At 64.8% G+C, this 256-nt stretch carries 1 protein-coding gene; it reads left to right on the top strand.

Translation table 11 applies throughout. The features are described from left to right. Positions 1 to 256, top strand: a 256-nt coding sequence (locus FJ988_RS30610; RefSeq protein ID WP_140823057.1) for a TonB-dependent receptor domain-containing protein, incomplete at both ends; no start/stop codon positions are given.

The raw sequence follows: 256 nt of genomic DNA, 5'->3' as shown, positions 1-256 counted from the left end.
GACCAACGTCGACCCCGACGGCAAAGGCAACGCGCGCTTTGCCAATGCCAACAAGTCCGCCGACTTCACCGCCGGCAGCCTGTCGTCTGGCGCGGTGTACACCCTCACGCCAATCTGGTCCCTGGCCGCCACCCTCGGCTACACCGAACGCGCCCCGACGTTCTACGAGCTGTATGCCAACGGCGCTCACGTCGCCACCGGCACCTATGAACTGGGCGACGCCAACCTGTCGAAAGAAAAAGCGGTGTCCAGCGAC

This window comes from Mesorhizobium sp. CU3, from assembly GCF_006442965.1.
In the GTDB taxonomy this organism is placed as follows: Bacteria; Pseudomonadota; Alphaproteobacteria; order Rhizobiales; family Rhizobiaceae; genus Mesorhizobium.
This window is presented reverse-complemented; position numbering and strand designations above follow the sequence as displayed.